This window comes from Allobosea sp. P5_A5, from assembly GCF_056400625.1.
In genome coordinates this window covers 26229-49280 of sequence record NZ_JBFUKY010000015.1, presented here as the reverse complement: position 1 = coordinate 49280, position 23052 = coordinate 26229, and the positions used below count along the sequence as shown (strand labels likewise).

The 23052-nt window shown below is 66.4% G+C and carries 20 protein-coding genes; 8 read left to right on the top strand and 12 right to left on the bottom strand.

Annotated elements, in window-relative coordinates:
- Window positions 1-39: 39 nt before the first annotated feature.
- Complete coding sequence (locus AC1DR6_RS21360; protein ID WP_476831286.1) at window positions 40-204, top strand: DUF2256 domain-containing protein; 165 nt, start codon at window positions 40-42, stop codon at window positions 202-204.
- A complete protein-coding gene (locus tag AC1DR6_RS21355) occupies window positions 201-1769 on the top strand; it encodes a cryptochrome/photolyase family protein (RefSeq protein WP_476831285.1) in 1569 nt (522 codons plus the stop codon). Before AC1DR6_RS21360 ends, AC1DR6_RS21355 begins: the two co-directional genes overlap by 4 nt.
- A 39-nt stretch (window positions 1770-1808) precedes the next feature.
- Here AC1DR6_RS21355 and AC1DR6_RS21350 read toward each other — a convergent pair whose 3' ends face one another.
- Both AC1DR6_RS21350 and AC1DR6_RS21345 read right to left on the bottom strand, forming a co-directional pair.
- On the bottom strand, window positions 1809-2495 hold the full coding sequence (locus tag AC1DR6_RS21350; protein ID WP_476831284.1) for a hypothetical protein: 687 nt from the start codon (window positions 2493-2495) through the stop codon (window positions 1809-1811).
- Between the two features lie 485 nt (window positions 2496-2980).
- Window positions 2981-3880, bottom strand: a complete 900-nt coding sequence (locus AC1DR6_RS21345) for a DMT family transporter (protein ID WP_476831283.1) — start codon at window positions 3878-3880, stop codon at window positions 2981-2983.
- 142 nt (window positions 3881-4022) lie between these two features.
- On the opposite strand from AC1DR6_RS21345, the gene AC1DR6_RS21340 reads away from it, so the two are divergent.
- Window positions 4023-4889 carry a LysR family transcriptional regulator gene (locus AC1DR6_RS21340; protein WP_476831282.1) on the top strand — a complete coding sequence of 289 codons (867 nt, stop codon included), beginning with the start codon at window positions 4023-4025 and terminating at the stop codon, window positions 4887-4889.
- A 45-nt stretch (window positions 4890-4934) separates the two neighbouring features.
- On the top strand, window positions 4935-5978 hold the full coding sequence (gene obgE, locus AC1DR6_RS21335) for a GTPase ObgE (protein WP_476831281.1): 1044 nt from the start codon (window positions 4935-4937) through the stop codon (window positions 5976-5978).
- A 127-nt stretch (window positions 5979-6105) separates the two neighbouring features.
- Here obgE and AC1DR6_RS21330 read toward each other — a convergent pair whose 3' ends face one another.
- On the bottom strand, window positions 6106-7242 hold the full coding sequence (locus AC1DR6_RS21330; protein WP_476831280.1) for a DSD1 family PLP-dependent enzyme: 1137 nt from the start codon (window positions 7240-7242) through the stop codon (window positions 6106-6108).
- A gap of 152 nt (window positions 7243-7394) precedes the next feature.
- On the opposite strand from AC1DR6_RS21330, the gene AC1DR6_RS21325 reads away from it, so the two are divergent.
- Entirely contained in the window at window positions 7395-9215 is a 1821-nt protein-coding gene (locus AC1DR6_RS21325; RefSeq protein WP_476831279.1) for an ABC transporter ATP-binding protein, read from the top strand.
- A 29-nt stretch (window positions 9216-9244) separates the two neighbouring features.
- On the opposite strand, the gene AC1DR6_RS21320 is transcribed toward AC1DR6_RS21325, so the two are convergent.
- From AC1DR6_RS21320 to AC1DR6_RS21305, 4 genes are all read right to left on the bottom strand, one after another.
- Complete coding sequence (locus AC1DR6_RS21320) at window positions 9245-10255, bottom strand: Gfo/Idh/MocA family protein (protein ID WP_476831278.1); 1011 nt, start codon at window positions 10253-10255, stop codon at window positions 9245-9247.
- The gene (locus AC1DR6_RS21315; RefSeq protein ID WP_476831277.1) at window positions 10255-11286 is read right to left on the bottom strand and encodes a Gfo/Idh/MocA family protein; all 1032 of its coding nucleotides are present in this window, start codon (window positions 11284-11286) and stop codon (window positions 10255-10257) included. The genes AC1DR6_RS21320 and AC1DR6_RS21315 overlap by 1 nt, the downstream gene beginning before the upstream one ends.
- Before the next feature lie 15 nt (window positions 11287-11301).
- Complete coding sequence (locus AC1DR6_RS21310) at window positions 11302-12477, bottom strand: extracellular solute-binding protein (RefSeq protein WP_476831276.1); 1176 nt, start codon at window positions 12475-12477, stop codon at window positions 11302-11304.
- Between the two features lie 130 nt (window positions 12478-12607).
- Window positions 12608-13786 (bottom strand): ROK family protein, encoded by a 1179-nt coding sequence (locus AC1DR6_RS21305; RefSeq protein ID WP_476831320.1) that lies wholly within the window; start codon window positions 13784-13786, stop codon window positions 12608-12610.
- 131 nt (window positions 13787-13917) lie between these two features.
- Between AC1DR6_RS21305 and AC1DR6_RS21300 the strand changes: the two genes are divergently transcribed.
- The 3 genes from AC1DR6_RS21300 to AC1DR6_RS21290 are packed head-to-tail and all read left to right on the top strand — an operon-like array spanning window position 13918 to window position 16924.
- A complete protein-coding gene (locus AC1DR6_RS21300; RefSeq protein WP_476831275.1) occupies window positions 13918-14664 on the top strand; it encodes a glucosamine-6-phosphate deaminase in 747 nt (248 codons plus the stop codon).
- Between the two features lie 2 nt (window positions 14665-14666).
- Window positions 14667-15701: an N-acetylglucosamine-6-phosphate deacetylase gene (locus tag AC1DR6_RS21295; RefSeq protein ID WP_476831274.1), complete on the top strand. Its 1035-nt coding sequence runs from the start codon at window positions 14667-14669 to the stop codon at window positions 15699-15701.
- A gap of 29 nt (window positions 15702-15730) precedes the next feature.
- Window positions 15731-16924: an ABC transporter substrate-binding protein gene (locus AC1DR6_RS21290; RefSeq protein ID WP_476831273.1), complete on the top strand. Its 1194-nt coding sequence runs from the start codon at window positions 15731-15733 to the stop codon at window positions 16922-16924.
- Between the two features lie 196 nt (window positions 16925-17120).
- On the opposite strand, the gene AC1DR6_RS21285 is transcribed toward AC1DR6_RS21290, so the two are convergent.
- The 5 genes from AC1DR6_RS21285 to AC1DR6_RS21265 form a co-directional block, all read right to left on the bottom strand.
- Window positions 17121-18242, bottom strand: coding sequence for an NAD(P)/FAD-dependent oxidoreductase (locus AC1DR6_RS21285; RefSeq protein WP_476831272.1), 1122 nt, complete (start codon window positions 18240-18242; stop codon window positions 17121-17123).
- A gap of 106 nt (window positions 18243-18348) precedes the next feature.
- Window positions 18349-19059 carry an ABC transporter ATP-binding protein gene (locus tag AC1DR6_RS21280; RefSeq protein ID WP_476831271.1) on the bottom strand — a complete coding sequence of 237 codons (711 nt, stop codon included), beginning with the start codon at window positions 19057-19059 and terminating at the stop codon, window positions 18349-18351.
- Window positions 19059-19820, bottom strand: a complete 762-nt coding sequence (locus tag AC1DR6_RS21275) for an ABC transporter ATP-binding protein (RefSeq protein ID WP_476831270.1) — start codon at window positions 19818-19820, stop codon at window positions 19059-19061. Before AC1DR6_RS21275 ends, AC1DR6_RS21280 begins: the two co-directional genes overlap by 1 nt.
- Before the next feature lie 17 nt (window positions 19821-19837).
- Window positions 19838-21700 (bottom strand): ABC transporter permease, encoded by a 1863-nt coding sequence (locus AC1DR6_RS21270; RefSeq protein ID WP_476831269.1) that lies wholly within the window; start codon window positions 21698-21700, stop codon window positions 19838-19840.
- A 44-nt stretch (window positions 21701-21744) separates the two neighbouring features.
- Complete coding sequence (locus AC1DR6_RS21265) at window positions 21745-22950, bottom strand: ABC transporter substrate-binding protein (RefSeq protein ID WP_476831268.1); 1206 nt, start codon at window positions 22948-22950, stop codon at window positions 21745-21747.
- Between the last annotated feature and the right edge of the window lie 102 nt (window positions 22951-23052).

Here is a 23052-nt window from a genome sequence, read left to right as displayed (position 1 = left end):
GATCACATCGACGAAAACCAGCCGCGATGGTGTCCGCTCATGCCGAAAATGCGAAGCAAGGCGGATTTGCCCACGAAGATCTGCGTCGTCTGCAACCGGCCCTTCGCCTGGCGCAAGAAATGGGAGCGGGTCTGGGAGACGATCGCGACCTGCTCCGACCGTTGTCGCGACCAGGCACGGCTTGACCGACGCGCTGTGCCGTGAAGCGCCTTGTCCTGATCCTGGGGGACCAGCTCAGCCGCGATATCGCCTCGCTCGACGTACTGTCGCCGGGCGATGTCGTTGTCATGGTCGAGGTGGCCGAGGAAACCACCTATGTCCGTCATCACAAGCAGAAAATCGCCTTCATCCTCTCGGCCATGCGCCATTTCGCTGCGGAGCTGAGGGAGGAGGGCGTCACGGTCGATTATGTCGCGCTGACCGACCCCGACAACAGCGGCAGCTTCGGCGGTGAGCTGGCCCGCGCGGTCCAGCGGCATCGTCCGGACCGGATCGTCGTGACCGAGCCCGGCGAATGGCGGGTGCGCCGGATGATGGATGGCTGGTCCGAGGCGACCGGCGTTCCCGTCGAGATCCGCGACGACGATCGCTTCTTCTGCTCACGCGCCGAGTTCCGCGGCTGGGCCGGCGACCGCAAAAGTTATCGGATGGAGTTCTTCTACCGCGAGATGCGGCGTCGCACCGGCCTGCTGATGGATGAGGACGGGCCCGTCGGCGGGCGGTGGAACTTCGACGCGGAGAACCGCAAGCCGCTGCCGAAGGCGGTGATGGCGCCGCCACGATCCCGCTTCGAGCCGGATGCGGTCACGCACGAGGTGATCGCAATGGTGACGGAGCGCTTCGCCGATCATTTCGGCGATCTCGACGGTTTGGGTTGGGCCGTGACGCGGGCGGATGCGCTCGAGGCGCTCGGCTGGTTCATCAAGGAAGCGCTGCCCCGGTTCGGCGATTTCCAGGATGCGATGTCGGAAGACGACCCGTTTCTCTTCCATTCGCTGCTGTCGCCTTACCTGAACGTCGGTCTGCTGCTGCCGCGCGAGGTCTGCCTTGCTGCCGAAGGTGCCTTCCGTCGCGGCGAGGCGCCGCTGAACGCCGTCGAGGGCTTCATCCGGCAGATTTTGGGGTGGCGCGAATATGTCCGGGGTGTCTACTGGCTGGAAATGCCGGCTTACGCGCAGACGAATGCGCTGAAGGCTAAGCGCTCGCTGCCCTGGTTCTACTGGTCGGGCGAGACCGCCATGAACTGTCTGGCCCGGACCATCGAGGATACGCGGCGCCACGCCTATGCCCACCATATCCAGCGCCTGATGATCACCGGCAATTTCGCGCTGCTGGCCGGCATCCGCCCGGCCGAGATCGAGGAATGGTATCTGATCGTCTATGCCGATGCCTTCGATTGGGTCGAACTGCCGAATGTGCACGGCATGATCGCCTTCGCCGATGGCGGCATGCTGGCCTCCAAGCCCTATGCGGCGTCGGGTGCCTATATCGACCGGATGTCGAATTACTGCGGCAGCTGCTCTTACAGCCCTGCCATCAAGCTCGGGCCGGGTGCCTGCCCGTTCAACCTGCTCTATTGGGATTTCCTGGCCCGCAACCGCGAGACGCTTGGACGCCTGCCGCGCATGGCGATGCCCTACCGGACGCTGGACAAGATGCCGGCGGCGCGTGTCGAGGCGATCCGCGCGGAGGCGCAAGTTTTTCTCGATGGGATGAACGAGCCGGCTTCGGTTGCCGGCATGCGCCGGCAGGATGATCTGTTCGGTTGATGAGGTCGTCTGACGGCCGATGCTGTGGTGCGGCGAGGGTCAGGCCTGCTCGATCGGGAAGGACGTGCGTTCGTAGATGTCTTCGAGCCCGTTACGGGTGATAAACTCGTCTTCCCACTGGTGGAGAAGCGCGATGACGGCGGGCCGGTCTTCAGCAGCGACCAAAGCGCCCAACTGGCTGGCCCGCTCGAAGCGCGGCTGCCACCAGTTCCTCATCGTCAAGTGCCAGTCCTTGATCTGCTCGTAGATCGAGGTGGCCTCCTGAAAGCGCCCCAATGCGGCGAGCACATGAATGCGGTAGGGCTCGTGGTGATTCAGCCAGCCATCATATTCGGCGGAACGCGGAACTCCCTCGATCCGAAACATGTCTTCGATGGTCTGCACGCGACGCAGCATCGGCAAGATATTGGTCTCTATCTCTTCGATCGCTGTTTCCATGAATCCAACTTCGGACCACCGGCTCGGCTTGCCGCGGGGCGGCCAAAACTGCTCGGCGGCAAGGCCCCCCAGTGAGCCGGTAGGGTTGAAGCAATGTCCGACATGCCAGAAAAACTGCGGGCAATCCGCACGTGATGTGCGGTCGATCGAGATTGAGCGCAAGACATGTCGCGCCGGCTTAAGCACGAGGTAAGGAACCTTGAAGACCGGGTGATCTTTGACGGTGAGATCGTCGTAGCGAGGGGGCAACCGGTCGAACAACGCCTTGATCTGCTTCTTGGTCGTCATCGTCCGGGCCTGACCTCAGTCACAATGATTCTGCGGATCGGTTCGAAACCTAGCCTGGTCGCATTGGCCAATATATCGGCCCGACGATCACCCAAACCGCTGCGACCTGTCTTCAAATCATAGACGCAGAGCGTGCCGTCGGGTCGATATTCATAGGCATCGACGCGTACCGATTTCGGGTAGCCGTATGGCACTTCTTTGGGACGAGGCTTTCAAGAAATCGCGCTCGCCGCCACCGCCGCCCCATCGCCCGCCATCGGTTGCCCGCCGGAACGCGGGGCTGGTCCGGGTTGTATTTGCTGTGCAGGCGGTCGCGCCGGATCAGGTCGATCTGGTCGCGAACGCGAAGAACCCGCAGGCGCAGGGCCCGCAACGCGTAAGGGGAGGGCGAAAGGTGATGCGGCATAGCGGGCTCCTGCGGGGAGCCCAGTCTCATGCGGTTTCAGCGGCCAGGGATAAGTTCCGGCGGATTGCCGCCCGCCGTCTTAGCCCTTCCGCACCAGCAGCACCGCCGCCAAGATCGCGATGCCGCCGAAGGCCTGCACGGGCGTTGGCTGCTCGCCGAAGATCGCCCAGGCGGCGAGCACGCTGACCAGCGCCGGCCAGACCATGACGAGCGAGGCTGCGCCCGCGCCGTAGCTGCCAAGCGAAAGCGTGATCAGGCCCTGGCCCAGCGCATGGGAGACGAGGCCGAGCGCGATCACCGCGAGCCAGCCCTGGGCGCTGCCGGGCAGGATCTGCTCGCCCATTCCGATGGCAGCGACGAGGCAGAATGCGGCGCAGATCAGGCTGGAGATCAGGCTGACGCGGCCGGCATCGGCATTGGCGCGGGCGCGTCCGACCGCGAGGATATAGACCGCGTAGGACATCGCCGCGCCGAAGGCGAGGCCGTCGCCGAACAGGCTGCCTCGCGCCGACGAACCCATGAATTTTGGCAGGACCAGCAGGACGGCACCGGCAACAGCCAGCATGAGCGCGCCCAGGATGCGGCGGGACGGCTTGTCGCCGAGGAGCAGCCAGCCGCCGAGGACGACGCCGACGGGGGCGAGGTTGCCGAGCAGCGAGGCGTTCGCCAGCGTCGTGTGAGCGAGCGACGCGTTATAGAGGATGACGTCCACGCCGAAAGTCAGACCGGCGAGCGCGATGGCGCCGAAGGCGTTTCCGCGCGGCTTGGCTCTCAAAGGCCGGCGCTGCTCCAAGGCCGTCCAGGCGGCGAGAACAGGAAGCGCGAAGATCATGCGCCAGAAGCCCGCGGCGGCAGGGCCGACATCGGCCAAGCGGACGAACACCCCGGAAAACCCGATGAAGGTCGCTCCCGCGAGCAAGGTCAGGAACATCGCAAGCGCGGGGCTGGCGGTGCGCGCCGGCAGGATGGTGGCGGACATGGCTGGGGTCTTGCTGTTGCGCGACAGGGGCGCGGTTTCGTTTGGACAAAACTACCCGTCTTCCTACCATCGGAAAAACGGATTATACTGATTTAACCATTCTTAAAATCGATCGACGGGGAGCGCCCCGGGGAGGCACGCCTTGAACGGACATTTCGATCTCGCGGCGCTGGCGATGCTCGTCGCCGTCGCCGAAACCGGCGGGTTCACCGCTGCGAGCGCCAGGCTCGGCCGCACGCAATCGGCGATCTCGGTACGCATCCAGGACCTGGAAAATCAGCTCGGCCACAAGCTGCTGGAGCGCTCCCGGCGCGGGGTGACCCCCACCGATGCCGGCGAACGGCTCATCGCCCATGCGCGGCGCCTGCTCGCGGTCGAGCGCGAGGCGCTGGCTGATCTCGATGGCGAGGTGCCGATGGGGCGGCTGCGGCTCGGCATTCCCGACGACTACATGGACGCCTATCTGCGGCCGCTGATCGCGCGGTTCGCGGCCGAACATCCCAAGGTCGAGCTGGAGGTGCGCTGCGATCTCTCCAAACGCATCGAGCCGGCGTTGCTGGCCGGAGAGCTCGATCTCGGCGTGGTGACGCAGGATCCCAACCGGCCGATGGGCGAGGTGCTGCGGCGCGAGCCGCTGATCTGGGTTGCCGCCAAGGGCCATCGCCCCGAATTGCAGGATGTGCTGCCGCTGGCGCTTTTCGCGGAAGGTTGTCGGGCGCGGCCGCGCATCCTCGCGGCGCTCAACACCGCCGGCAAGGCCTACCGGCTGGTGTTCTCCTGCTCGCACACCTCAGGCGTGCTGTCTGCGGTGGAGGCCGGCTTCTGCGTGACGGCGATCACCGAGAGCGCCGTGCCGCCCTCATTGCGCCGGCTCGGGCCTGCCGAGGGCCTGCCGCCCCTGTTCGAGCTGGCAATCGGGCTGATCACGGCGCCGGGGCCGGATCTGGCGGCGCGGCGCTTCGCCGATGCGTTGCGCGACGAAATGAGCGGCCTGAAACATGCGGCCTGATCGCAGCGCATTGCCCTTCCCGTCTGCGAGCCCTACTAGAACGCCATGAAATTCCTCGACCAAGCCAAGATTTATGTGAGAGCGGGAGATGGCGGCGCTGGCTGCGTCTCGTTTCGTCGCGAAAAATTCATCGAGTTCGGCGGGCCCAATGGTGGCGATGGCGGGCGTGGTGGCGATGTCGTCGTCGAGTGCGTCCAGGGGCTGAACACGCTGATCGACTATCGCTATCAGCAGCATTTCAAGGCCCGGACCGGCGAGCACGGCATGGGCAAGGATCGCCACGGCGCCAATTCGCCGGTGGTGGTCCTGAAGGTGCCGCCGGGCACCGAAATCCTTGAGGAGGACGGCGAGACGCCGATCGCCGACCTGACCGAGCCTGGCCAGCGCTTTGTTCTGTGCAAGGGCGGCAATGGCGGCTTCGGCAACGCCTATTTCAAGACCTCGAGCAACCAGGCGCCGAAACACGCCAATCCCGGCCTGCCCGGCGAGGAGCGCTGGGTCTGGCTGCGGCTGAAGCTGATCGCGGATGCCGGTCTCGTCGGCCTGCCCAATGCGGGCAAGTCGACCTTCCTGGCGACGGTGACGGCGGCCAAGCCCAAGATCGCCGATTACCCCTTCACCACGCTGCATCCCGGCCTGGGCGTCGTGCGCGTGCACGACCAGGAAATGGTGCTGGCCGATATTCCCGGCCTGATCGAGGGCGCTCATGAGGGCCATGGGCTCGGCGACCGCTTCCTCGGCCATATCGAGCGCTGCCGCGTGCTGCTGCACCTCGTCGAAGGCACCAGCGAGCACGCCGGCAAGGCCTACAAGATCATCCGCGAAGAGCTTTCGGCCTATGGCGAGGGGCTGGAAGACAAGCCCGAGATCGTGGCGCTGTCCAAGGTCGATGCGCTGACGCCGGAGATGCTCAAGGAGCAGGTCGCGCGGCTGAAGCGAGCCGCCAAGCAGATGCCGATCGTCCTTTCCTCGGCTTCGGGCGAAGGCGTCGAACGTGCCCTCGGCGCGCTGTTTGCGGTTGTGGAACAGGCTCGGCGGGCAGAAGAGCAGGAAAACGCACCGGCGACCGAGGCCGGCTGGCGGCCCTGACCGCACCATCATTCCGAGCGTCAGCGACGCCATCCAGACGGGCCAAACTTACGTCCCCCTGGATTGCTTCGTCGCTACGCTCCTCGCAATGACGGGAGGCAGGCTGGTTGCCTGAAAGCCGCGCGGCTCAGGTCAATGCACCCCGCGCCGCGACAGGCCAGACCGCCTCGACATGCGCATCCGGCCCGTGCAGGCCGCGCACGCAGACATACCAGTCGTGCAGGTTGACGGTCGGGTCGCAATGTCCGGGGATCAGCAGCAGGCGGTCGCCACGATGCGGCAGCGCGATCGGGTCCCCCGTCAGCACGCCGTGCTCGTCGGAGGGCTTGGTGTAGATCGCGCCTTCACGCTGGAAGGGGATCGGCATGCCTGAATCGACGGAGGCGGCCTTGTGGCCGGCATCGATGATCGCGCGGTCGGGCACGGGCTTGCTCATCACCTGCGCGAGGATGAACAGCGCATGTTCGAAGCTGCGGAAGGGCGAGCCGTCCGCCTGGCGGTTGCGGGCATAATCGGCATCCATGAAGATATAGGAGCCGCATTGCAGCTCGTTCCAGATGCCGGACTGCGTTTCGAGCTCGAAGGTACCGGTGCCGGCGCCACTGACGATCGGGCATTCGATCCCGGCCTGCGACAGCCGCTCGACAGTGTTGCGGGCGGCAAGGCCGGCGCGCTCGATCGCCTCGCCTCGCTCGTCGATGGAGCGCATGTGCTGCGCCGAGCCGTGATAAGCCTGCAAGCCGGCAAAGCGCAGCGTATTGGAGCGCGTCACGGCCTCGGCGATGCGCACCGCTCCCTCGCCCGGCGCGACGCCGCAGCGGCGCCCGCCGACATCGATCTCGACCATGATGTCCAGCACCACGTCATGCCGCGCCGCGGCCTCGGCCGCCTCTCGCACGCCGTCCGGATGATCGACGCAGAGCCCGATCCGGGCGGTGCGGGCCAGGATGGCGAGCCGGTCAAGCTTGGCCGGGCTGGCGATCTCGTTGGTGACCAGAACGTCGCCGACGCCGCCCGCCACCAAAATTTCAGCTTCCGAGACCTTCTGGCAGCATTGGCCGATGGCGCCATGGGCGATCTGGCGCAGCGCGATCTCGGGGCTCTTATGGGTCTTCGCATGGGGACGCAGCCGGATGCCGTGGGCTTCGGCGAAAGCGGCCATGGCGACGAGATTGCGCTCGAAGGCGTCGAGATCGAGCACCAGCGCGGGCGTGTCGATTTCGGCGAAGCTTTGGCCCGGCTGCGCCGGAGGGGTCGAAGGCATGCAATCTCCTGAATCGATAGCGCCTATGGGATGACAGCTTCGTGTCGGGAGCAAGACCCCAAACCGCGCGGCGCCATGCCTTGGTAGCACTTGGCCTGGATAGCGCTTGGCTTCGGTAGCGCTTATGCGTCCGGCATGGTAGGCGGCGGCCCATGAAGATCGGCCGCGTCACCGACGACACCCTCGCGCTCTTTGCCCGTGTCTGGCGCGAGCAGGTCAGCCGGTACACGCCGCAAATGGCGATGATCCTGGCGCTGGTCGTCGTCATCGCGGCGACGACGAGCTTCTATCCGCTGCTGATCAAGGCGGCGTTCGATGCCTTCGCCGACCCGCTGACGGCCGAGTCGACCGGCTTTGTCCGGCGCATGGAGCGGCTGGTCTCCAAATCGATCAACTACGATATCGGCGTCATCAACGCGGTCGCGACCGTCGTCGTCATCGTCACGGCCATCAAGGGGTTTTCGCTGCTGGCGCAGACGGTGACGACCAACAGCGTGGTCAGCCGCATCGAGGCCGACATGCAGACCGAGCTTTACGGCCATCTGATCGACGCCGATCTGGCTCAGCTTCAGACCGAAAATCCGGCCTCGCTGACGCAGCGCTTCACCACGGACTTCACCTTCGTGAAGGAGGCGCTGACCCGCATCGTCAACATCGCGATCCGCGATGTTGTGACCGCGATCGCGCTGGTCGGCGCGCTGCTGTGGATCGACTGGCAGATGACGCTGGTGGTCCTGCTGATCGCGCCTGTGGTCGCCCATCCGATCGGACGCATCGGCCGGAAGCTACGGCGCATGGCCAGTTCGCAGCAGGAGCAGACGGGGATCATGGCGAACCTCGTCACCGAAAGCCTGCAAGGCGCGCGCGTCGCCAAGACGGACGGGCTCGAGCCCTATCTGAAGCGCCGCGCGGCCGATGCCTTCGAGACCATCCGCGCGCTCAAGATGAAGTCCGCCAATGCGCGCGGGCGGCTCGATCCCCTGCTCGAGGTCGGCGGCGGCATGGCGGTGGCGGGCGTGCTGGCCGCGATCGGCGTGCGCATCACCTCGGGCTCTTCGACGGTTGGCGATTTCACCGGCTATGTCTCGGCGCTGCTGCTGGCGGCCCAGCCGATGCGCTCGCTGGGAAACCTCAACGCCATCGTGCAGGAGGCCGGGGCCTCGCTGAAGCGCTATTACGCGCTGCTGGACGAGAAGCCGCAGGTGATACAGCGGCCTGATGCCAAGCCATTGACGGTGACGACCGGCGAGGTCGCCTTCCGGCATCTGCGCTTCCGCTATCGCGAGGATCAACGCGCGCTGGAAGGCATCGACCTCGTCGCGCAGGGCGGCCGGACGACGGCGCTGGTCGGACGCTCGGGCTCGGGCAAATCGACGCTGCTGGCGCTGGTGCCGCGGCTTTACGATCCGACCGAGGGGCGCATCGAGATCGACGGGCAGGATTTGCGCGACGTGACGATCACCAGCCTGCGCCGGCAGATCGGCGTGGTCAGCCAGGATGTCGTGCTGTTCGACGATACGGTGCGCGCCAATATCGCGTTCGGGCGCCCGGGCGCGTCCGATGCCGACATCGCGGCGGCGGCGAAGGCGGCTGCCGCGCATGACTTCATCATGGCGATGCCGGGCGGCTACGAGGCTTCGGTCGGCGAGCGTGGCCACAGGCTGTCCGGCGGCGAGCGCCAGCGCATCGCCATCGCCCGCGCGATACTCAAGGACGCGCCCATCCTGCTCCTCGACGAGGCGACGAGCGCGCTCGACACGGAGTCGGAACGGCTGGTGCAGCAGGCGTTGGCGCGGCTGATGAAAGGGCGCACCACTCTGGTGATCGCACACCGGCTCTCGACCATTCGAGAAGCCGACCAGATCGTGGTGATGGACGAGGGCAGGATCGTCGAGACCGGCAGCCATGACGATCTGCTGGCGCGGGACGGCGCCTATGCTCGGCTGTATCGGATGCAATTCGTCCAGGGCTGACGGTCTCGCCGGCTCAAACGGTCGCCCGCTTAAACGTCCCTTCGCGCGGTTTCGAGGATGTCGTCGACGAGGCGTTGCGAGGCCAGGGCCCCCTCGCCGGTCACCACGGGGTCGCGCCCGGTCTCGATGGCGTCGAGGAAGTCGGCGATGACGGCCCGGTGCGCATCATGCGGAAAGTCCATGATGTTGGCGCCGCTGCCGGTCGAGCCCTCGGCCTCGACGATTTCGTCACGCCCGTCGAGGAAGGCGAGGCGCAAGCGGCCGCCGATCAGGGAGGCGTAACCCTTGGTGCCGGTGATCTCGATGCGCTCGGGATATCCGGGGTAGGCGGCCGTGGTTGTGATCAGCGTCGCTGGCGCGCCGTTCGAGGTTTCCAGCAGCGCGGAGACGTAGTCCTCCGTCTCCATGCGGTGGAGCGCGGTGGTGCGGGCCTGGGCGGCCACGACCCGGGTGACACCGACCAGAGACCTGAACAGGTCGAGCGAGTGGATCGCCTGGGTCAGCAGCACGCCGCCGCCGTCGCGGCCGAGCGTGCCGCGACCCGCCTCGTCGTAATAGCTCTGGGGCCGCCACCACGGCACATTCAGAAACGCCGCCTCGACCGTCCCGAGCTCACCGGAGTCGAGCGCTTTCTTGAGGCGCAGGCTCGCGGGACGGAAGCGATGCTGCAAGGTGACACCGAAGATCCGGCCGCTGCGGCGGGCGGCATCGACGAGGTGCTGGCCGCGTGCGCTGGTCAGCTCCAGTGGCTTCTCGACCAGAACATGTTTGCCGGCTTCAAGGCAGCGCGCGGACATTTCGAGATGGTTGCTCGGCGGCGTCAGAACGATGACGGCCTCGACCGTCGGATCCGCCAAGGCCGCGTCGAGGTCGGTCGTCGTCGGGAAAGGGAATTGCCGGGCGTAAGCTTCGGCCCGCTCGGCGGTGCGGCTGACGGCCCAGCGGACCTGCGCGCGCTCGGCGAGATCGAGCAGGCTTTTCGAATGCGGCAGAGAGGCCGGCCCGAGGCCCACAATCGCTATGCCGATTTTGCGCGTCATCATCGCTCCTCGATCCCGGTTAAAGGCCGCATTGGCAGCCATGCCGCCTTGGCCTGCGCTTCAAGCGCCAGCCGGCAGACGGTGAAGACATGGCGCTGCGTCGCCGTGGTTTCGCTGCGGGCGCCGATATCCGCGATCAGATCGCGAAAATAGGTCAGCGGTTCGCGCGCCGCATTGATATGGCGGGTGCCGGATTTGTCGACCAGAAAGACATGGTCGGTGCCGGCCCGGCCGGCGATGTCGACATATTTTCGCAGTTCGATCGTGCCGTCCGTCCCCAGGATGGTGAGGCGGCCGTCGCCCCAGGTCGACAGCCCGTCGGCGGTAAACCAGTCGACCCGGATATAGCCGCCGGCCTTGTCGCTGCGCAGCAGGACCTCGCCGAAATCCTCGAAATCAGGAACCTCCGGCCCGCCGAAATGCCCGACTCCGGACGCAACGATCTCGGCATCCTCCGAACCGGTGAAATGCAGGAACTGGTCGATCTGGTGCGAGGCGATGTCCGTCAGGATGCCGCCATAGGTGCGCTTGTCGAAGAACCAGCCCGGTCGGATCGTCGGGTTGAGCCGGTGCGGCCCGACGCCGAGCGTCTGGACGACGCGGCCGATCGCACCATCGGTGATCAGTTTGCCGGCTACAATCGTGGCCGGTACGATGAAGCGCTCCGAAAAGCAGATCGAGAAGATGCGGCCGGTCTCGGCGACGGCCTGCTCGACAGCGGCAAGCTGGTCGAAACTGGTCACGCCGGGTTTATCGACCATCACATCCTTGCCGGCCCGCATCGCCCGGATCGCGATCGCGGCCCGGTCGTAGGGGACAGCGGCGCAGACGATCAGGTCGACGGAGCCGTCGTCGATCAGCCGATCGGCATCAATCTCCGGCAAGCCCCGAAAACGCTCGCGGAAGCCGGCGAGCACGCGCTCGTCGCTGGTCGCGGGATCGAAGCCGACGCAGGTCGCGCCGGCTTCCAAGAGACCGCCGACCATGTGGTAGATATGGCGGTGGTCGAGGTCGATGGCGGCAAAACGCATCTCTGCCCGCACCCTTTATTGCGGCGCGCCGTGGCCGACGCCGACTTCCTGATCCCAGCGGCGGAAGGCCGCGACGAGACGTTCGGGCGTGAGCGGGGGCTTCGTCGGCAGGCTTTCGATCAGCTTGTCGTATTCGGGCCGGCCATACTCGGCGAGGACGTCGCGGCTCTCCTGCGGCGCCATGGCGAGCGTCACGCCCTTCACCGCCGGGCCAGGGTAGAAATAGCCCTTGTCGAAGGTCACGGCCTGGGCCTCGGGTTTCAGCATATAGGCCATCAAGGCCACGAGCGCCGGCATCTTCGCCGCAGGGACACCCCTCGGAATGCACATGAACTGGGTGTCGGGAATCCAGTGCGTGTTGGCGAGGGTGAAGACCTTCGCTTCCTTAGGGACAATGCCGAGCACGCGGGGATTGATGTCCCAGCCCAGCGTCGAGACGATGACGTCGCGGGTGCCTTCACCGAGTTCCTTCATGGTCGCAGCGGTGCCGCCGGGATAATAGTCGATGCCGGTGCCGAGTTCCTTGAGATAGGCCCAGCTCTTGTCCCAGCCCTTGATCGGGTCCGAGGGGTCGGCATCGCCCAGGATGTAGGGCAGGCCCTGGAGCCAGGTCCAGCCGGGGCCGGAATTGGCAGGCCGCGCATAGGTGAAGCGCTTCGGGTTCTGCTTCACATAGGCAAGCAGTTCCTCTGCGGTCTTCGGCACGGTCTTGAGGCGTTCGGGCGCGTATTCGAACAGCGGGCCGGAGGGCGAATACACCACCGCGACACCTTCGTTCTGGCCGAAATTGCGCTGCATCATCAGCGCCTGCTCGTGGTAGACGTCCTCCTGCTTCGGCAGGTCCTTGGCGTGGGCCTTCCAGACATCGACCCAGAGGCCTTGCTGGATGCCATCCGACATCGCGCCGGGGCCGGTCAGCACGAGATCGATATCAACGCGGTTGGCCTGCTGCTGCGCCTTCAGTTTCGCCGGCAGCTCCGGAGAGGGCGCGCGCGAGAAATTCACCCGCGAGATCAGCTTCGGATTGTCTCGGGCGAATTTTTCGATGGCGGTCTGGGTCAGCTGCAGATTGCCGGCGACGTCGATGATGTTGAGGGCTGCCGGAGCGTCCTGCGCGGAGGCCCGCGTGCTTGCAAGCGCCGCGACGCTCGCAGCCCCGGCCAGCACCGTGCGGCGACTGGGTTTGTCCATGATGTCTCTCCCTGAGCGAGGCTCTCTTCTCATGCCGGGACGGCAAGGCGGAGCCTTCTTCTGGGATACTAGTGCACCACTTTCGGTTGCGCCAATCGCTTTCTGCAGAGCGCCCACGCGGAAAAGGTGGTCAGACCTGCGGCGATAGAAGGGTCTCGACGGCGCGGCTCAAGAGCGGCGCGGCCGCCCCATGGATTTCATAGAGATGCCCGGCCTCGACGCCCGCGAGTTCCGGCATAGCGAAGCCCTCCATCGTACCCTCTTCGCGGAAGAGCGTCACCAGCCGCGCCCAAAGCTGCGCGTTTCGCACGAAGGGGCCGCTGACCGCGATGCGGGCTGGAAATAGGATGCGGCAGGCATTGGCAAGCGAGCGCGCCAGAAGACGGGCCGCGGCCTCGATCTCGGGCTCCGACAGCAGATCGAGCGTGGCCAGCTGGCTGGCGAGGCGGCCTTCGTCTTCCTCCAGACCGGGCCAGCGACGTCTCAGAGTCGGCAGCAGCGACCAGAGTGCCGCTCCGGTTTCGAGGCAGCCGGTATTGCCGCAGCCGCAGGGCCGCGCGCCCAAGGCGGCCAGCCGCCAATGGCCGATCTCGCCGAAGGAGCCGGTCGGGGCGTAGGGCTCGCCATCCTGCGCATAGGCCAGGCCGATGCCCCAGCCCCAATGCAGCAGCAGCGTTCCGCCAGTGCTGTGCTCCGGGCTGCGCGCGGCGCGCGCACGAAGCTCGGCATCGAGATTGCGCACGATGGCGACGGGGCCGGCGATCGGCCCGATGATGCTGCGGATATCGAGGCCGCGCATCCTCGGCCAGCGCGAGGCCAGCAACCACTGCCCGAGCCGGAGATCGATCAGTCCCGATAGCGAGATCGCGGTGCCGGCATGGCTCATCCCCGTGGGCATGGCGGCCAGCAGGGCCGCTGCGAGAGCGGCCATCGCCGTGGCGATCGCATCATTGTCGGCATCTTCCGGGATCGGCTGACGAGGCTGGACGACAAGATGGCCGGAAAGGTCGACCAGTGCGCCGGCAAGCGCCCGGCTGGACACGTAGATCACGGAGGCGCCGATGCGCCGCGTATTCGCGACGAGCAGCAAGGCCGGTCTGCCGCGACCGGCCACGGCCCCAGTGGTCTCGATCAGGAGCCGCCGGGCCAGCAGGTCGGATACGGCCCGCGAGGTCGAGGTCGAGCGCAGATCGAGCCGCCGGCTGATCTCTCCCCGCGAATGGGCTTCGCCAGCAAGGACGAGCGCATAGGCCCGGGCACTGTCGCGGGCCTGCGACGACGCCAGTCGCTCGGGATCGATCGTCAACATACTCAAGCGGCATCCTGTCCTGAATGATTCCAAACCTGCTTGTTCAAAAATATCCTTGCACTGAAGCTTCTCGACCGTAAGCTCATGGAAGCAATATTGATTTTTTTGGTTCGTAAAAGGTTCGAAATTCGATGATCGCGACGCATATCATCTCCGACAAGGCCGAGCTGGGCCGGCGCGCTGCCGATCTCGGTGCCCGGGCCATTCGGGAGGCGCTGGCGCGCGATGGCGAGGCGTCCATCATCGTCGCCACGGGTGCGAGCCAGTTCGAGATGCTCGCTCATCTGGTCAAGGCGGAGGGGATCGACTGGTCGAAGGTCACGGCGTTTCACCTCGACGAATATGTCGGGCTGCCCGAGGCGCACCCCGCCAGCTTCCGGCGTTATCTGCGCGAGCGCTTCATGGCGCCGCTCGGCAACCTGCCGGCTTTCGTGCCGGTCGATGGCGAGGGCGATCCGCAGGCCGCGGCGAAGGCGCTCGGCGAAAAGATCGCCGGCCGGCGCATCGTCGTCTGCTTTGCCGGCATCGGCGAAAACTGCCATCTCGCCTTCAATGACCCCCCGGCCGATTTCGAGACCGAAGAGCCTTATCTCGTGGTCACGCTCGACGAAGCTTGCCGGGGCCAGCAATTCGGCGAGGGCTGGTTCCCGAGCCTGGAGGCCGTACCGCAGCAGGCGATCTCGATGAGCATCCGCCAGATCCTCAAAAGCGAGCTGATCGTGCTGTCGGTGTCCGACACGCGAAAGGCGGAGGCTGCCAAGGCTGCGCTGGAAGGCCCGGTCAGCAACCTCGCCCCGGCGTCGATCCTCCAGACCCACCCGAACGCGGTGATGTTTCTGGACGACGCGGCTGCGTTGCTGCTGGGCCGGAAGAACTGAGCATGAAGACACCCGGCCTTGTCGATCTGCAGGTCAACGGCTTTGCCGGTGTCGATTTCAATTCGGGCACTGTGACCGCCCCGGAACTCGACCGGGCGCTCGAGGCCATGCTGGCGACAGGCGTAACGACCTGTCTCCCGACGATCATCACGGCGCATGCACACGAACTCGAGGCCCGCCTCGCGGTGTTGGACCGCGCCGTGACGGAGAGCCGGCTGGGGGCCTCGATGTGCCCCGGCTACCATCTCGAAGGACCGTTTCTCAATCCGACGCCGGGTTATGCCGGCTGCCACCCGCCGGACGCCATGATCGCGGCCGACGCCGGGTTGGTGGCGCGGCTGGAACGCCGGCTGGCGCGGCCGATCCTGATGGTGACGCTGGCGCCGGAGATGGCCGGCGGGGTCGAAGCGGTCGCGGCTTTGGCGCGGGCCGGAAAAATCGTGGCGATCGGTCACTCCGCCGCCGATTTCGAGATTGTCCGCGCGGCCACTGATGCCGGCGCGACGCTGTCCACGCATCTCGGCAATGGCCTGCCGCAGCAGATGCACAAGCTCGCCAACCCGCTCTTCGCGCAGCTTGGCGAAGACCGGCTGATGGCGGGTTTCATCGCCGACGGCATCCATATCGATCCCAGGGCGCTGAAGAGCCTGATCCGGGCCAAGGGTCTGGACCGTTGCATCCTCGTGACCGATGCCGTCGTCGCGGCCGGCGCCGCGCCAGGCCGCTACAGCTTCGCCGGCATGCCGGTCGATCTCGCGGCCGACGGCTCGGTGCGCCAACCCGGCGGGGCTTCGCTGGCGGGGTCCGCGCTGAAGCTCGACGATGCGGTGCGCAACGTCGTCGCCTGGGGAATCGCGACGGCCGAGCAGGCGATTGCGATGGCCTCCGCGCAGGCGCTCGCGGCGCTGGCGCCGGCCTTGTCGGCGGCGCGTATCACGCTGCCCGTCAGCGAGGTCGTCTGGTCGAGCGCACTGCGCATCGAGCGGGTCCGCGTCGGCGAATTCATACGCGATTATGCGGCCGGCGCGGCCGCGTGAACCATCACGAAAAGCAAAAGGGGATTGAGATGACCGTATTTTCAGGAGGCGTGGACCGCCGCACGGTACTGGGTGGATTGGGAGCGCTCGCGACGGGGGCGGGCGGTGCCTTTGCGGCCTCGCCGCCGCTGCCGGCGTCTCCGGTCGCCATCAACATCATCGATGTCGGCGGAGCCTTGGCGCTGATGCAGCAGGCCTTCGACGATTATCGCAGCGCCAATCCGAAGCTCGTCTCGCGCATCACCTATGTGAAGGCGCCGGCGCCGGAGCTGGCCAGCAAGATCAAGGCGCAGCAGGACGCCGGCCGCTCCGACCTCGATCTGATCCTGACAGGTTCGGATGGGCTGGCAGCAGGGCTGGAGCAGAATCTCTGGCTCAAGATCTTCCCGGATTTCGCCGACAAATTCCCGAATATCGAGGAGAACTACGAGCCGGCGGCGCTGAACCTGCACAAGGTCCAGGGGGCCGGCTTTGGCACGGTGGTGAATTACTACCCTTCCGGACCGCTGCTCGAATACAGCCCCGAGCGCGTCAAGCAGGTGCCGACCACCGTCGAGGAGCTGCTGGCCTGGGCCAAGGCCAATCCCAACAAGTTCATGTATGCGCGCCCGACCAATTCGGGGCCCGGGCGCACCTTCATGATGGGCCTGCCCTATATCCTCGGCGACAAGGACCCGCAGGACCCGGTCAATGGCTGGGACAAAACCTGGGCCTATCTGCAGGAGCTCGGCGAAAGCATCGAGTATTATCCGGCCGGTACCGGCGCGACGATGAAGGAGTTCGGCGACGGCTCGCGCGACATCATCATCTCGACCACGGGCTGGGACATCAACCCGCGCGCGCTGGGAATCGTGCCGAAGGAGGCCAAGATCCAGACGCTGAAGGGCTTCCACTGGGTCTCCGACGCCTTCTTCATGTGCGTGCCGAAGGGCATCCCGAACGACCGCCTCGCCGTGGTGCTCGACATCATGGCGCATGTGCTGACGCCGAAGATGCAGGCCTACGCCTATGACGAGGGCTATCTCTATCCGGGCCCGGCGGTGAAGAACGTGCCGCTCTCGCTCGCGCCCCAGCGCAGCCAGGACGTCGTCGCGGAGTTCGGCCGGCCCGAATATGCCGACCTCATCGCCAAGAACCCGATCGAGCTGCCGCTGAAGCCCGACAAGATGGTGGTCGCCTTCCGCAAATGGGACGAGCTGATCGGCGCCAAGCGCAAGCGCTGAGCGCTGCCTGCCGCTGGTAACACGCATCCGGCGCTTCGCTCCAAACCCGACATGGGTCGTCCCGGACGGAGCGAAGCGAAGATCCGGGATCCATTCCGGAACGCTGATGGGAGAGGTGCCGGAATGAGTCCCGGGTCAAGCCCGGGACGACTGCCTGGTTCCGCGACACATCACTGGTGGTATGCGCACATCTGCCTCAACCTGGTCTGGCCTCGTTGGCGAAGAATCGCAGCGGCCGGAACGTCGCGAGCTCTGGGCGTTCGATGCCGTTGACGATCTCGTCGGCGGCCATCGCCGCCAGGGCGGGCGAAAGTGTCGCGCCGCTATGGGTCACCATGACGTAATAATTCTCGACGCCCGGCACCGGGCCGACCGCCGAGAAGCCATCCGCCGGGATCGGCCGGATGGTCACGCGGGCGGCCTCGGGCTTCAGCGGCGCGATGCCGGGCAGGACGTGGAGCAGCCGGGCGATCACCTCGTTTGCCTGCTCCATCCCGGGATCGCTGCCTAGCTCCGGTGAAACCAACTCGTCGGCGGCGCCGGAATGCACCATCAGGCGCCCGGCTCCGTCCGGCCTGAAATCGCAAAACGGCGTGGCGACGACGCGCTGGATGCCGGAAGGAACCGGCGGCGTGAAGACGAGGAAGCCGACCGTGGGCGCCAGCGGCACATGCGGCAGGGCATTTCCGATCGTGTCATTCGACCAGCGGCCGGTGCAGTTGACCACCAGATCGGCATGGAAGCGCTCGCCGCTTTCGCTGCGCACGCCCTTGACCTTGCCGCCCTCGACGATCGGCCCGGCGATCGGTGTCTGTGTGCGCAGCACCGCGCCATGACGTTTGGCCGCGCTCATCATCGCCTGCGCATAGACCACCGGATCGAGCCAGCCATCCTGCGGATACCAGGCTATCGGCGCGTCACTGACGGCATCGGGCGCGATTTCGGGCTCGAGATCGAGCAGTTGCTTGCGGTCGATCCATTCGGCGCCGTAGCCCCAGTTCTGGAGACGCGCGACGTTCCGCTGCTGCGCCGCCCAGGCGTCCGGCACCTTCCACTCGACGCGTCCGCCGCCATGCCACCAGGGCGTCGCGCCGAACTCGTCCTTCAGCGCGGCATGCGCGCGCATGCCGGCGACATTGAGATCGTGATAGGCGCGCGGCTCCTTGTTGACGGAATTCGTCCAGGCAAAGGAGATGCCGGAGGCGCCGCCGCCGACCCGCGTCGCTTCCAGCACGGTCACTTTGGCGCCGGTCAGGGCTAGGCGATAGGCGAGCGACGTGCCGATGACGCCAGCGCCGACGACGATGATTTCGCTCATGGTCTGCTTCCGCTCAAGGGGTGTTTTTGAAACAGCGATCAACGCTGCCGGTCAGGCGCAGCAAGGACGGGGCCGATCAAAATTCTGGCATGAAGGTCGCGGCATCTCACACCGAAAGATATTGCGCGCGCAGTATGGCGTCGTGTTTGAGCGCAGCCATCGTCCCTTCATGACGGATTTCGCCCTTCTCGATGATCACGGCGCGATCCGCGACGCTGCCGGCAAAGTGCAGGTTCTGCTCCGACAGAAGGATCGACAAGCCTTCGCTCTTCAGCGCGAGGATGACCTTCGCCATCGCCTGCACGATGACCGGGGCCAAGCCCTCCGAGGGTTCGTCGAGCAGAAGCAAGGTCGGGTTGCCCATCAGGGTGCGGGCGATGGTCAGCATCTGCTGCTCGCCGCCCGACATCGCGGCGCCCGGCCGGTCGGGCATCGCGGCGAGGTTGGGGAAAAGCGCGAAGAGCTTCTCGACCGTCCAGCGGGGGGCGCCCTCGCGGTGCGGGCGTTCCCCCACCGCGAGATTCTCGGTCACCGTCAGCTCGGAGAAAATCCGCCGGTCCTCGGGCACATAGCCGATGCCGAGACGGGCGATTTCGAAGGGCTGCCTGCCCTCGATCTGCCGCCCTTCGAAGCGGACCGTGCCGCGAGCCGGCGGGAGCAGCCCCATCAGCGCCTTCATCGTGGTGGATTTGCCGGCGCCGTTGCGCCCCATCAAAGCCAGCACCTCGCCGCGCGCAACCGAGAATGCGACGCCGCGCAAGATCTGGGCTCGGCCGTAATAGGCATCGAGCCCGGCCACTTCGAGCAGCGCGCTCATCAGGCTGTCTCCGGCGTGTCGTCGTCGGTGCCGAGATAGACCGCGCGGACCTTCGCGTCGTTTCGCACGGCGGCGGGCGGGCCGTCTGCGATCAGCCGGCCGCGATCGAGCGCGATGATCCGGTCGGCATGGGCGAAAACCACATCCATGTCATGTTCGGTGAACAGCACGGCGATGCCTTTCGTTTCGGCGATGCTGGCGACGAGCGCCATGAGGTCGATGCGCTCCCGCGGGGCCATGCCCGCCGTAGGCTCGTCCATCAGCAGCAGCCTGGGGCGGTTGGCGAGCGCGATGGCGAGCTCGACGCGCTTCAGGTCGCCATAGGCGAGGATGCCGCAAGCCCTGTCGGCCTGCTCCCGCATCCCGACCTGCGCCAGTAAGGCGTCGGCCTCGGCGACATGGCGATCGCGCGCCGGGGCGAATGCATTCCAGAGTTCGCCCTCCCGCGAGATCAGGGCCATCTGGACATTCTCGCGCACGCTCATCGAGATGAAGGTCGCAGTGATCTGGAAGGTGCGGCCAACGCCATGGCGCCAGATTTCGCGAGGCAGGAGGCCGGTGATCGGGCGGCCCTGAAGCGTCACCGTGCCGGCATCCGGCTTGAGCTGGCCGCCGAGCATATTGAAGCAGGTGGTCTTGCCGGCGCCGTTGGGGCCAATGAGCGCGAGCATTTCGCCGGCTCGCACCTCGAAAGAAACGCCCTGCACCGCGTGCACGCCGCCGAAGGATTTCGCGAGATCACGGACGCTTAGGATGGGCACGGCGTCTGCCGGCGCGCTCACGGCGCGACCCCCGGCAGGCTGCGACGCTCGCGCAGCGCGAGAAAGCCGCCGACCAGACCGCGCGGGAACAGGATGACGAGCAGGACGATCGCGAGGCCGAGCGCGAAGCGCCAATAGGGCGTGAGTTTCACCAGCTGTTCGCTCAGGCCGATATAGGCGAAGGCGCCGACGACCGGCCCCGCTATCGTCTGCACGCCGCCGAGCAGCACCATCAACAGCGCGTCGACCGAGCGGGGAATGGCCAGATAGGTCGGGAAGACCGAGCCTTTCGAGAAGGCAAAGAGCGCTCCCGCAATGCCCGCCGCGAAGGCCGCGATCGCGAATGCGGCCCATTGAACCCGCATCACGTCGATGCCGACCGCCTCGGCGCGCAGCGGATTGTCGCGGCCGGCGCGGAGCGCGTAGCCCAGCGGGGCAAAAATGATCCATCGCAGCAGGACCACGCTTGCCGCACAGATGGCGAGGGTGAGGTAGAAGAACGCGGCCTTCGGCACGGCCCAGGCTGAGGGCCAGACGCCGAGAATGCCGTTGTCGCCGCCGGTGAGTTCGACCCACTGGAACGCCGTCGCCCAAGCGATCTGGGCGAAGGCCAGCGTCAGCATGGCGAGATAGACGCCCGAAAGCCGCACGCAGAACCAGCCGAAGACGACCCCGGCGATGCCGGCAAGGAACGGGGCCATCAGCAGCGCCGGCTCCATCGGCGCTCCCAGCCATTTCACGGCCAGCGCCGCGCCATAGGCGCCGAGCCCGAAATAGGCGGCGTGGCCGAAGGAGGCGAGCCCGCCCGGCCCCATCATGAAGTGCAGCGAGGCGGCGAACAGCGCGAAGATCACGAGTTCGGTCAAAGCCAGCAGCCAGGCGTCGGTCGCGACGATTGGAACCGCAATGAGGAACAGAAGGGCCGCGAGACCCGCGAGCTTCGCCGCTCCGCTTGCTGGTGTCAGCAGCGGCTCGGCTGTAGTGGGCTTGTGGGCCTGGTCCGCTGGCTTGCGGCCCATCAGACCGTAAGGCTTCACGATCAGCACCACCGCCATCACCAGAAAGACGAGGACGAGCGTGATCTTGGGGAAGATCAGGATGCCGAAGGCGTGCAGGATCCCGATGAGAGCGGCTGCAAGATAGGCCCCCCCGACGCTGCCGAGACCGCCGACCACCACGACCACGAAGACCTCGGCGATGGTCGAAAGGTCCATATGCAGCGTCACCGCCTCACGCGGCAGCTGCAATGCCCCGCCGAGACCGGCCAACGCCGCGCCGAAGCCGAAGACCGAGGTGAAGAGCCAGCGCTGGTTAACGCCGAGCGCGCCGACCATCTCGCGGTCCTGCGTCGCGGCGCGCACGAGCGTGCCCCAGCGCGTCTTGCGGAACAGGAACCAGAGCCCGCCTAGCACCACGGGGCCGACTGCGATCAGGACAAGTTCGTAGCTCGGAAACCGGTTGTCGAAGATCAGGACGAAGCTCCTGAAGCCGGGCGCGCGCGGCCCGAGCCGATCCTCCGGCCCCCATATCGCGAGCGCGATGTCCTGCACCATCAGCACCACGCCGAAGGTGGCGAGCAGCTGGAACAGCTCCGGAGCCTGATAGATGCGCCGGAGGATGACGATCTCGATCGCGACCCCGATGAGGCCGACGCACAGCGCCGCCAGCACCACGCCGCCCCAGAAGCCGAGCGGGCTCGCGACCCCGAAGCTCTCGACCAGCGTTGTCGCGAGATAAGCCCCCAGCATGTAGAGCGAGCCATGGGCGAAGTTCACGATGCGCGTGACGCCGAAGATGATCGACAATCCCGAGGCGACCAGAAAAAGCGAGGAGGCCGAGGCCAGCCCGTTCAGCGTCTGCGTCAGGATCAGGTCGAACATGCGGGTTTCGCCACCGGTCGGCTATCGTGTCGATGGCGACCCGCTCAGCCAGCCGGGCGCAGCGTCTTCACCACATCGTCGGGCGGGAGGTAATTCGCGCCGTCGGCGTAGCGCCAGTCGACCATCACGCCCTTGCCGTCCTTCAACGCGGTCTTGCCGACATAGGCGCCGACCGTCGACTGGTGATCGATGGCGCGAAATTCCGCCGGGCCGAAGACGGAGGCGAATTTCAGCCCTGCGAAGGCATCGACGAGCTTTTCCGTCTCGGTCGACTGGGCCTTGTCCACGGCGGCGGCGATCGCCTGCATCGTGGAATAGCCGACGACGGAGCCGAGGCGGGGATAGTCGCCGTATTTCGCCTGATAGGCTTCGACGAATTTGCTATGTTCCGACGTCTTGATCTCGGCATGGGGATAGCCGGTGACGATCCAGCCGACGGGCGCCTCGGCGCCGAGGGGGTCGAGATATTCCGGCTCGCCGGTCAGCATGGAGACGACGCTGCGGCCCTCGAACAGTCCACGCGTGTTGCCCTGGCGCACGAAATTGCTGAGGTCGCCGGCGAAGGTGACGTTGAAGATCGCGTCGGGCTTGGCTGACTCCAGCGCCTGCACAGTGGCGCCGGCGTCGATGCGGCCGAGCGCCGGGAACTGCTCGGCGACGAACTCGACATCGGGCTTGGCCTTCTTGAGCAGCTCCTTGAACCACTTCACCGCCGACTGGCCGTATTCATAGTTTGGGGCGATCAAAGCCCATCTCCTGGCCGGAAGCTTCGCGGCCTCCTCCACCAGCATCGCGGCCTGCATGTAGGTCGAGGGGCGCAGGCGGAAGGTGTAGCGATTGCCCTTGGACCAGACGAGCGCATCGGTCAGCGGCTCGGAGGCGACGTAAAGGCGCTTGTTCTGCAGCGCGAAGTCGCCGAGCGCCAGGCCGATATTCGACAGGTAGCCGCCTGCGAGGAGGTCGACCTTCTCACCATTGATGAGGTCACCGGCATGGCGCACGGCGTCCTCCGGCTTGCCGCCATCGTCGCGGAAGATCGTCTCGAAACGGCGGGTGCCGGCGGCGTTGGCGAGCTCCTGCGCCAGCTCCCAGCCTTGGCGATAAGGCTTCAGGAAGGCCGGCTGCGCGGTGTAGCTGTTGACCTCGCCGATGCGAATGACGCCGCCACCCTGTGCGCGCACGAGCGACGGCGCGCCCAGCACGACGGCGCCGGCGGAAGCCGCCAGGAAGCGCCTGCGGTCGATGGTCATGGACAGTTCCTCGTCAGACGCCGTCAGCCGTCCCCTCCAGACATCGTCGACGGCGGATCGCCGATGCGGCTTTAGATTTCGGCGAGGGGCGCGCGCTCCGCA

What these genes read in the sequence shown, in the direction of transcription:
- AC1DR6_RS21360 (WP_476831286.1), top strand. Translation starts at nt 40, where the DNA reads ATGCCGAAAATGCGAAGCAAGGCGGATTTGCCCACGAAGATCTGCGTC.
- AC1DR6_RS21350 (WP_476831284.1), bottom strand. Translation starts at nt 2,495, where the DNA reads ATGACGACCAAGAAGCAGATCAAGGCGTTGTTCGACCGGTTGCCCCCT.
- AC1DR6_RS21345 (WP_476831283.1), bottom strand. Translation starts at nt 3,880, where the DNA reads ATGTCCGCCACCATCCTGCCGGCGCGCACCGCCAGCCCCGCGCTTGCG.
- obgE (WP_476831281.1), top strand. Translation starts at nt 4,935, where the DNA reads ATGAAATTCCTCGACCAAGCCAAGATTTATGTGAGAGCGGGAGATGGC.
- AC1DR6_RS21330 (WP_476831280.1), bottom strand. Translation starts at nt 7,242, where the DNA reads ATGCCTTCGACCCCTCCGGCGCAGCCGGGCCAAAGCTTCGCCGAAATC.
- AC1DR6_RS21325 (WP_476831279.1), top strand. Translation starts at nt 7,395, where the DNA reads ATGAAGATCGGCCGCGTCACCGACGACACCCTCGCGCTCTTTGCCCGT.
- AC1DR6_RS21320 (WP_476831278.1), bottom strand. Translation starts at nt 10,255, where the DNA reads ATGACGCGCAAAATCGGCATAGCGATTGTGGGCCTCGGGCCGGCCTCT.
- AC1DR6_RS21315 (WP_476831277.1), bottom strand. Translation starts at nt 11,286, where the DNA reads ATGCGTTTTGCCGCCATCGACCTCGACCACCGCCATATCTACCACATG.
- AC1DR6_RS21310 (WP_476831276.1), bottom strand. Translation starts at nt 12,477, where the DNA reads ATGGACAAACCCAGTCGCCGCACGGTGCTGGCCGGGGCTGCGAGCGTC.
- AC1DR6_RS21305 (WP_476831320.1), bottom strand. Translation starts at nt 13,786, where the DNA reads ATGTTGACGATCGATCCCGAGCGACTGGCGTCGTCGCAGGCCCGCGAC.
- AC1DR6_RS21300 (WP_476831275.1), top strand. Translation starts at nt 13,918, where the DNA reads ATGATCGCGACGCATATCATCTCCGACAAGGCCGAGCTGGGCCGGCGC.
- AC1DR6_RS21295 (WP_476831274.1), top strand. Translation starts at nt 14,667, where the DNA reads ATGAAGACACCCGGCCTTGTCGATCTGCAGGTCAACGGCTTTGCCGGT.
- AC1DR6_RS21290 (WP_476831273.1), top strand. Translation starts at nt 15,731, where the DNA reads ATGACCGTATTTTCAGGAGGCGTGGACCGCCGCACGGTACTGGGTGGA.
- AC1DR6_RS21285 (WP_476831272.1), bottom strand. Translation starts at nt 18,242, where the DNA reads ATGAGCGAAATCATCGTCGTCGGCGCTGGCGTCATCGGCACGTCGCTC.
- AC1DR6_RS21280 (WP_476831271.1), bottom strand. Translation starts at nt 19,059, where the DNA reads ATGAGCGCGCTGCTCGAAGTGGCCGGGCTCGATGCCTATTACGGCCGA.
- AC1DR6_RS21270 (WP_476831269.1), bottom strand. Translation starts at nt 21,700, where the DNA reads ATGTTCGACCTGATCCTGACGCAGACGCTGAACGGGCTGGCCTCGGCC.
- AC1DR6_RS21265 (WP_476831268.1), bottom strand. Translation starts at nt 22,950, where the DNA reads ATGACCATCGACCGCAGGCGCTTCCTGGCGGCTTCCGCCGGCGCCGTC.